The sequence below is a fragment of the Micromonospora wenchangensis genome, assembly GCF_002210435.1.
Classification (GTDB): domain Bacteria; phylum Actinomycetota; class Actinomycetes; order Mycobacteriales; family Micromonosporaceae; genus Micromonospora; species Micromonospora wenchangensis.
Window position 1 is genome coordinate 1 of sequence record NZ_MZMV01000117.1, and the last position, 9,097, is coordinate 9,097.

A 9,097-nucleotide genomic window follows, 5' to 3' on the forward strand; every position below is an offset into this window, starting at 1 on the left:
CGCGCCGGGCGAGGATCGGAACGCCCGGTACATCGCCGCGTCCGCCCGCAGCAGGGTGGCTGCGCCCGGCCACCGCGCCGGGCGAGGATCGAAACAGTCACGGGGCGGGGCTTTGCGTAGACACGATTGCGGCGCTGTGCCTGGACACCGAGTCGGGCGAGGATCGCAACGGATTGACGCTCGCTGTGGTTGCTGTCGACTGGGAGATGCTGCGCCCGGCCATCGCGTCGGGCGAGGATCACGAATGGATGTGGGTGCCGGTGCCCATCCGGCCGGTCGAGTCTGCGCCCGGCTCCAGAGTCGGGCGAGGATCGCAACGTGAGGATGGTCGTCGGGTTGAGGTGAACTCCATCCAGGGCAGCGCTCGGCGGTCGCGCCGGCGAGGATGGGCACAAGACCCGGCGGTACGAGAGCGACGGGCAGACCCGGTTGCGCCCGGCCGATGTGCCGGGCGAGGATTGAGTGTTCGCCGCCCCGACCGTTACAGGCTGCGTCTATTGCTTTGTTTCGTTGGACTGGCCCCGCTTGAATAGCGGGCGTCGTAATGATTTCCGTGGGGGGCTGATCGTGTCTGGTAAGGGCATTCTTTGGGCGCATAGTCCGGCTGAAAGCTCTGGCCGGTGGCATTCTCTGGCAGAGCATCTTCGTGGCACGGCAGGGTTGGCGCGACGCTTTGCTGCTCCGTTTGGTGGTGGTGAGGTGGCCTATTGGCTTGGTGCGTTGCATGATGTGGGCAAGGCGTCTTGTTCCTGGCAGGACAAACTTTCTTCGGTTGCGTCCACTGGTGGGGTAGTGGGCATCGACCACAAGTCTCTGGGGACGAGGATCGCGCAGGAGCGTGGGCTTGGACTGTTCTCTGGTGCGATTTTCGGTCATCATGGTGGGCTCGTCGATTCGCCTATGCTGCGGGCGATGTTGCGGCAGAGGCTTGCCACCTGGTCTGGGGAGGTGGCGTCTGCTGAGCGGGAGTTGGCTGGGCTGCTGCCTGATCTGCCAGCGGATCTCGGTGTCCTGGTGCCCCAGGGTTGGCGGGGAGATCCGTTGGTGGGGGAGATGGCGTTGCGTCTGTGCTACAGCGCTCTGGTTGACGCGGACAGTCTGGACACGGCCGCACACTTTCAGGTGTTGTCTGGCCCTCGGGTCCGTGCGGATGCCGATTTCGGTCATCTCTACAAGGTGTTCGAGCAGCGGCGTCGTGTGGAACTCTCCGGACGCGGCGACTCGCCGGTCGCTGGCCTACGGGAGCGGGTCTATGCGGATTGTCTGGCGGCGGCGGAACGTGAGCCTGGGGTGTTCCGCCTCGGTGCCCCGACCGGTGCTGGTAAGACGTTGGCGAGTGGGGGGTTCGCGCTGCGGCATGCGGAGAAGCATGGGTTGCGTCGGGTGATCGTGGCGGTTCCGTTCCTGACCATCACCGAGCAGAATGCTGCCGTCTATCGTCGGCTGTTGGATGAGGAGGGTGGTGAGCCGGTCGTCCTGGAGCACCACAGTCAGGCTGATTTCGATGATCCGGATGCCGGTCGGTGGGCGCGGCTGGCTGCGGAGAACTGGGACGCGCCGTTTGTTGTTACGACCTTCGTCCGGCTGTTCGAGTCGTTGTACGCGCGTAAGCCGTCGGCGATGCGTCGGGTTCATCGCCTGGCGAACTCGGTGATCGTGTTGGACGAGGTGCAGGCGTTGCCGCATGCGATGCTCGCGCCGATCCTCGATGGGCTTCGCCTTCTCGTGCGGCACTTCGGGGCGACGGTGCTGTTGTCCTCGGCGACGCAGCCGAGTTTCTGGGCGTTGGATGAGTTCAAGGACGTGCCGTGCACGGATCTGATCCACGACACTCCGCGTCTGGTCAGTGAGCTGCGGAGGGTGCGGTACGAGTGGCAGCTCGACCCGCAGCCGACGCTGTCTGACGTCGCCGACCAGGCCATGGGTGAACGATCGGCGTTGGTGGTGGTCAACACGACGGCGGACGCGAAGACGGTGTTCGAGCGGTGGAGTGACAGCGAGCCTGAGGGGGCGGCGTGGCACCTGTCGACCCGGATGTGTCCGGATCATCGACGGCGGGTGCTGGCGCAGGTGCGCACGCGACTCGACCGGGGTGAGCGTGTCCTGCTGGTGGCCACCCAGCTGATCGAGGCCGGGGTGGACGTCGACCTCCCGGTGGTGTTCCGGGCGATGGCGCCGGCGGACTCGCTGCTACAGGCAGCCGGGCGGGCTAACCGCGAGGGGCGGATGGCTGACGGGGGTCGGGTGGTCGTCTTCGCGCCGCAGGACGGCGGACAACCACCGACGTACAAGACGCTGGTCGGCTGTACCGGGCGTCAGTTCGGCCCAGGCAAGGCAGACCCGGACGATGTCGAGGCACTCGGACGCTACTACCGCAACGTGTACGACACGCTCACCCTCGCCGACCATCAGCATGTTGGGCAACGCATCCAGCATGCCCGGAAACGATGGGAGTTCGAAACCGTTACGGACGGGCCGATGGACGCGAGCACCAAGCGGCGCGATCGGAAGCTGGCGTTCAGGATGATCGACGACGACGCCGTCAACGTGGTCACGCCCCAGGGGGCCGAGACACCCGAACTGCGCGAAGAACTGGAACAGCTCATCGTGGACCTACGCCATGCACCGATCCGGGACTTGACCAAGCTGCGCCGCTTGCAGCCGTACACGACGAACCTCCACCCCAGCGCCCTACGCCAAACCGGCGTGATGGCGCTACTGCGACCGATTCTCGGCACCGAGGTACGGCGGGGTGCGCTGGTCGAGTGGATCGGCGAGTACGACCCCGTTACGGGGATCAACCTCGACCCGAACCTGGAGCAGTTCGTCTTCTGACAGTGGTGAGGCCACCAGGTGAGCGCGCAGCGCGCTCACCTGGTAACCCATCAATTTATGATCTTGTGCAGCCCTCCCGCCGCGATCAGGCTGGCAACCATGCCGGTGGGCAAACTCTCGGTGGTGCCGATCATGATGCCGATCGCCACGCTCAGCGCCAATATCACTACCCAGCGCAAAGGGGGCGGGGAGGGGGTGTGGGGCTCTTGCCCCTCGTCGGGTGGCCTGGAGGTGCGGCGTTGCCTTACTGTCATCTGGTTCCCTTCGGTCTCACGGATGGCGGGGGAGCTGGGCGGTCCGCTGTTGGCGCAGCGGACCGTCGTGTTTGGAGGGACGGTGCCCGCCCAGCCGAGATCTTTATACCCCACCGCAACGCGTGCTCCTACACCCAAGGAAGTTTGGTAGCGTCTCAGAGTCGCCCGCAAGGCAGGTGACCTGCAGCGCTTTGGCGCTGAGAATCGCAACCTTGGGTGGATGTTGATGGGGATTGACTACGTCCGACTTGGACTTCGCAGTCCATGTCGGACGGAGTCTCGCTCCTTGGCGGCGGTCTAGTCGGATTCTTGTCAGTCCTTCCTGGAGTGGTGCCGGCGTGGTGCGGCCGTTCCTGTCGTACTGGTCGTGGATCGTCGCACTCGTTGTGCGAGGGGGCCTCCGGTTCTGTGGTGGGGTCTTTCTTCGTCCACGTGTTCGACGAGCTGTCGTGGGAGGGGCTGTGTGGTGACGACGGATGTGGTCAACGGGGTTACTCTGCGGCGTAGCCCGGAGGGTGATCTTCCGGTGGTGGTGCAGGTCAGTGGTGAGGCGGCGTTGTTCTCGCGGCCGGAGTTGAAGGTGGAGCGGGTCAGTTATCCGGTGATGACGCCTTCTGCTGCGGTGGGGGTGCTCGAATCGATCTTCTGGAAGCCGGAGATGCGTTACCAGGTGGTGGCGATCGAGGTGCTCAAGCCGGTGCGGCAGTTCACGATCCGGCGGAACGAAACCTCGGATGTCGCGCCGTTGGCGGAGGCGCTCAAGGGCACCCGGCGGGTCGACACGGCGGCACACCGTGATCAGCGCAATGCGGTGTGCCTGCGTGATGTCGCCTACCGCATCCATGCCCACGTCGAGCTGGCGGCGCATGCCGACAAGTCGGTCGCGGCGTACCGGGATCAGTTGCGTCGACGGGTCCGTAAGGGTGCCTGCTTCCAGCAGCCCTATCTCGGCACTCGCGAGTTCAGCGCGGAGTTCGGCTGGCCGGATGACACGCCCCGGGCGGACGTCAACGAGGAGATCGGCATCATGCTGCACTCCATCCACCGCGACGGTCAGTCGGCCCAGCCGCGGATGGAGTGGTTCGCCGCTCGGGTGGTCGCCGGGGTGTTGTCCGTGCCGGAACGGGGGATCGAGCTGGCGCTTCCGGTGGAAGGGCCGGTGGTCTAGTGCTGTTGCAGCGGCTGGTGGAGTTCGCCGACACCAGCGAGGACGTCATCCCGCCGTTCTACTCCCGCAAGCCGGTGCGGTGGAGCCTGGAGATCGACACCGACGGCGTACCCCAGGGTGGCCTGGTCGACACGGCGAACAAGGACGACCCGAACTCCCGGTTCGGCGCGCCCCGGCTGGTGCCGGCGGTGACCCGGACCGTCGGGATCTCGCCCGCGCTCGCGGTCGACACGGGGGAGTACCTCTTCGGTTGGCTGTCCGAAGGGGCCAAACCGGAACGGGTCGCCAAGCAGCACACCGCCTTCCGTGCCCTGATCGCCGAGTGGGCGGCAGCCGAACCAGATAGTCATGGTCCTGCTGTCGCCGCCTTCTACCGCGACGGGCACGCCGACCGTATTTCACCGCCGGCCGATTGGAGCAGGGGAGACCTGGTCGGCTTCTGGGTCGACGGGGTCTACGCGGCGGACGCTGGCGCGGCGCAGCGCTTCTGGGCCGGGGTAGCCGGCGACCGGAAGGGCTCCGGACGCACCGGGTTGTGTCTGGTCTGCGGGCGGGTGCAGCCGCTGCTCCACACGATGCCGCAGCAGATTCCTCGACGATGGGTGCCCGGGGCCACCCAGAGCGCGTCGCTGGTCAGCATGAACGAGGCCACCCACGGCTACGAGTTGCAGAAGTTCCTGACCCACACCCCGATCTGCGCCGACTGCGGACTGAAGTTCATGACCGCGCTGACGGCGCTGCTATCCGATCCCCGGCACAGCACCAGCCTGTCCGGGCAGAACGCCCGGCTCGCCTGGTGGGTGCTGGGCGGGTCGACCTTCGACCCGTGGGCGACCGTCGAACAGTTGGACCCCAGCCACATCCAGCACCTGATCGCAGGGCCCGCGAGCGGCGCGGAAGCCTCCCTCGACGAGGTGTCCCGGTACTGCTCGGTGACCGTGGGCGGCAACGTCGCCCGCGTCGTCGTCCGAGACTGGGTCGAGCAGCCGATCTCCCGGGTCAAGGACAACATCCGGGCCTGGTTCGACGACCACCGGATCGTGGATGCCTGGACCGGTGAGGTGGCCACCATCAAGGTTTCCCAACTCGCCCGGGTGGCGGGTCGGTTCGAGGCCGGCCGCAACGGAGCACCCGGCACCTGGACCAAGTTCGGTGCGTCCGGAGAACACCGCCCACCTGATCTGTTCCACCGGCTGCTCAGCGCCGCGCTGCTCAAGCGACCGCTGCCGCCGAAGCTGCTCAACCACGTCATCAACCGCATCCGGATCGACGGCCGACTCGACCCCGGCCGCGCGGCGCTGATCCGACTCGCCCTGCGCCGTCACCCGACCCTGCCCGAGCATGAACGAGAGAGGCTGACGCCGACCTTGAACGTCGCCCACCAGCAGCCGGCCTACGTGTCCGGCCGCATCTTCGCCGTCATGGACGACCTGCAACGCACCGTGTTCCGGGTCGCCGACCAGCGGCTGAACACCACCTTCGCCGAACGCTACTTCGGTCGCGCCATCGACAACCCGCAGGTCGTCATCGTCTCCGGCCGCCGCAACGTACAGGCATGGCTCAAACGCCTGCGCGGCCCGCTGCGCCGGCCCGGCTGGTCGGACGCCTACGAACGGCGACTCGACGACCTGTTCGTCCAACTCGCCGTGATCCCCAGCGCTGCGGTGCTGACGGACAAGGCCCAGTTCATCCTCGGCTACCACCAGCAGCGCGCCGAGATGCGGGCCGAACGACTCGCCGCCGCCGCGAACAAGAAGAAGACCGACCTGCCCCCGGAGCCCGACGACGCGGCACCGACCGCCGACGACGAAGGAGACGACGCATGAGCGCCGCACACCTCGACCCGACCCGCCGCCACGACGCCGTCCTGCTGTTCGACGTCAGCGACGGCAACCCCAACGGCGACCCGGACGCCGGCAACCAGCCCCGCACCGACGACGAGAGCGGCCAGGGCCTCGTCACCGACGTGGCCATCAAACGCAAGATCCGCGACACCGTGTCCCTGCTGCGCGGTGACGACCCGCGCTACGGCATCTTCGTCGAAGCCGGCCACGCCCTGAACACCCGGATCGACGGCGCCTTCGCCGCCAACCCACCCAAAATCAGCAACAAGCCCACCCCGGCGGAGAGCGCTGCCGCCCAGCAGTGGCTCTGCCAGCACTACTTCGACATCCGCATGTTCGGCGCGGTGCTCAGCACCGGCAAGAGCGGCGGCGCCGGGCAGGTCCGTGGCCCGCTCCAGCTCACCTTCGCCCGCAGCATCGATGCGATCCTGCCCACCGACCACACCATCACCCGGGTCACCCAGACCCGCCAGGACGACATCGACAAAGGTGAGCGCACCGAGATTGGCTCCAAATGGACCGTCCCGTACGGCCTCTACCGCGCCCACCTGTTCTACTCCGCACCCCGCGCCGCGAAGACCGGCGTCACCAGCGACGACCTCGCCGCGCTGTGGCAGGCCCTCACCGTCATGTTCGACCACGACCGGGCCGCCAGCCGCGGCGAGATGAAGCTCTGCGGGCTGTACGTGTTCAGCCACCCCGACGCCTTCGGATCCGCACCCTCGGCCGCCCTCACCCAGCGGATCACCGTCAAGCGCACCAACGACGACAAGGCGGCGCGCGCCCACACCGACTACACCCGCAGCATCGACGAGTCGGGGCTGCCCGGCGGCATCGAGCTGACCAAGCTGGTCGACCTCTGGCCGTGACCCACGACCACCCCACGGACAGCGGCACCCCCGACCTGCGGGAGGTGCCGCTGTCCGCGCTGGAGCACTACGCCTACTGCCACCGGCAGACCGCCCTCATCCACGTCGAAGGCGTCTGGACCGAAAACGTCGAGACGGTACGCGGCGACCTGAGCCACACCACCGTCGACCTACCCGGCATCCAACGCCGCCGAGGCCTCACCACCATCCGGTCACTCCCGGTATGGAGCCACACCCACGGCCTACGCGGCATCTGCGACGTCGTCGAGTTCGAGAAGAACACCGCCACACCCGTCGAATACAAGGTCGGACGCTACAAACCCGGCGACCCCGCCGAACTACAACTCGGCGGACAGGCCCTCTGCCTCCTCGAAGCCGGCTTCGACGTACCCACCGGATACATCTACTCCGTCGCCGAACGCCGCCGACACCCCGTACCCATCGACCATGACCTCCTCGAACGGGTCAACGCCGCCACCACAGCCGTACGCCGGCTGCTGCACACCCCGACGCTGCCGACGGCACGCAACGACGCCCGCTGCCGGCGATGCTCCCTACGCGAGGACTGCCTCCCCGAACTGACCGACGGCCAACGGCAGACCCCACCCGACCTGTTGACCCCACGACCATTGGGACAGTGGCGTGACTGAACTCCTCAACACCCTCTACATCCAGACCCCCGGCACCAGCCTGCGCCTCGACGGCGACACCGTGCGCATCTACCACCCCGACCAACCCGGACGCCACCTGCTACCCCTCGTCCGACTCGACCACCTGGTCCTGTTCAGCGGCGTCACCCCCACCGACGACCTGCTCCTGCGATGCGCCGACGACGGCCGCTCCGTCAGCTGGCTCACCGGCAGCGGACGATTCCGCGCCGGACTGGTCGGCCCCACCCACGGCAACCCACTGCTACGCCAAGCGCAACACCGCGCCGCCGACTCACCGGAACGCCAACTCCCCATCGCGATCGCCATCGTCGCCGGCAAAATCCACAACGCGCGACAAGTGCTGCTCCGCACCGCCCGGGACACCAGCGGCCACCGACAGACCGCACTACGCGCCACCGCCGAACTCCTCGCCCGACGACTCGAACTCCTCACCACCGCCACCAGCACCAACGAAATCCTCGGCGTCGAAGGCATCGCCGCACGCGACTACTTCGCCGCCATGCCCTACCTCCTCGGCGACAACACCGACTGGAAGGCATCCGGCCGCAACAAACGACCACCCACCGACCCTCTGAACTGCCTACTCTCCTTCCTCTACGGCATGCTGCGCGTCGCCGTACAGGGTGCACTCGAACAGGTCGGACTCGACCCCTACATCGGCTTCCTCCACGCCGTCCGACCCGGCAAACCCGCCCTCGCCCTCGACCTGATGGAAGAGTTCCGCCCCCTCCTGGCAGACCGCCTCGCCCTCACCATGCTCAACAGACGCGAACTGACCCCCACCGACTTCGAAGAACTACCAAACAAGGCCTACCGACTCACCGACAACGGACGCAAAACTGTGCTGGCCGCCTGGCAACAGAGCCGACAACGCGACTGGCCCCACGCCCAACTCAGCCGCCAGGTCCCCGCCGCGCTGCTCCCCCTCGTGCAAGCCCGACTACTCGCCCGCCACCTTCGCGGAGACACGGTCGCCTACCAGCCGTGGACGGTGAACTGAACGTGGACCTGCTCGTCACCTACGACGTCGAAACGGTCACCCCACAGGGACAACGCCGACTCCGCAAAGTCGCCAAGATCTGCGAAGGGTACGGACACCGCGTACAAAAATCGGTCTTCGAAGTAGTCTGCCGCGACACCGACAAGGTCCGCTTCGTCGCCGCCCTCCAAGACGCCATCGACCCCACCCAGGACAGCATCCGCATCTACCACCTACCAGCCCACGCCCTCGACGACGTCGAACACCTCGGCAAACCACGACCAATCGACCCACGCGGAGCCCTAGTGATCTAGGAACCCCCAGTGGACACGAAAAGCCCGGAGGGTTCCGAGGTGAGAAACCTAAATCAGATGGACGAAACGGACTGCGAGCAAGTCGATGGGGGATCGTCTGATCGCTATATTCGCTGCTCGTGAACCGCTGCGCCCGGCTACCGCGCCGGGCGAGGATCGCAAC

At 66.9% G+C, this 9,097-nt stretch carries 7 protein-coding genes; all 7 read left to right on the plus strand.

Annotation, left to right across the window (positions count from 1 at the left end):
* Positions 1 to 567 precede the first annotated feature (567 nt).
* The 7 genes from cas3 to cas2 all read left to right on the plus strand — a co-directional run bounded on the left by cas3 (position 568) and on the right by cas2 (position 8,934).
* Positions 568 to 2,835, plus strand: coding sequence for a CRISPR-associated helicase Cas3' (cas3, locus tag B5D80_RS32170; protein WP_245855123.1), 2,268 nt, complete (start codon positions 568 to 570; stop codon positions 2,833 to 2,835).
* Positions 2,836 to 3,567: 732 nt separating this feature from the next.
* Positions 3,568 to 4,257, plus strand: a complete 690-nt coding sequence (gene cas5c / locus B5D80_RS32175; RefSeq protein ID WP_088647697.1) for a type I-C CRISPR-associated protein Cas5c — start codon at positions 3,568 to 3,570, stop codon at positions 4,255 to 4,257.
* Positions 4,257 to 6,083 (plus strand): type I-C CRISPR-associated protein Cas8c/Csd1, encoded by a 1,827-nt coding sequence (cas8c, locus tag B5D80_RS32180; protein ID WP_088647691.1) that lies wholly within the window; start codon positions 4,257 to 4,259, stop codon positions 6,081 to 6,083. The genes cas5c and cas8c overlap by 1 nt, the downstream gene beginning before the upstream one ends.
* Positions 6,080 to 6,970 (plus strand): type I-C CRISPR-associated protein Cas7/Csd2, encoded by an 891-nt coding sequence (gene cas7c / locus B5D80_RS32185; protein WP_088647692.1) that lies wholly within the window; start codon positions 6,080 to 6,082, stop codon positions 6,968 to 6,970. Before cas8c ends, cas7c begins: the two co-directional genes overlap by 4 nt.
* Positions 6,967 to 7,620 carry a CRISPR-associated protein Cas4 gene (gene cas4, locus B5D80_RS32190; RefSeq protein ID WP_088647693.1) on the plus strand — a complete coding sequence of 218 codons (654 nt, stop codon included), beginning with the start codon at positions 6,967 to 6,969 and terminating at the stop codon, positions 7,618 to 7,620. The genes cas7c and cas4 overlap by 4 nt, the downstream gene beginning before the upstream one ends.
* On the plus strand, positions 7,613 to 8,641 hold the full coding sequence (gene cas1c, locus B5D80_RS32195) for a type I-C CRISPR-associated endonuclease Cas1c (RefSeq protein ID WP_088647694.1): 1,029 nt from the start codon (positions 7,613 to 7,615) through the stop codon (positions 8,639 to 8,641). Before cas4 ends, cas1c begins: the two co-directional genes overlap by 8 nt.
* Positions 8,626 to 8,934 carry a CRISPR-associated endonuclease Cas2 gene (gene cas2, locus B5D80_RS32200; RefSeq protein WP_169733137.1) on the plus strand — a complete coding sequence of 103 codons (309 nt, stop codon included), beginning with the start codon at positions 8,626 to 8,628 and terminating at the stop codon, positions 8,932 to 8,934. The genes cas1c and cas2 overlap by 16 nt, the downstream gene beginning before the upstream one ends.
* The last annotated feature ends 163 nt before the right edge of the window (positions 8,935 to 9,097 follow it).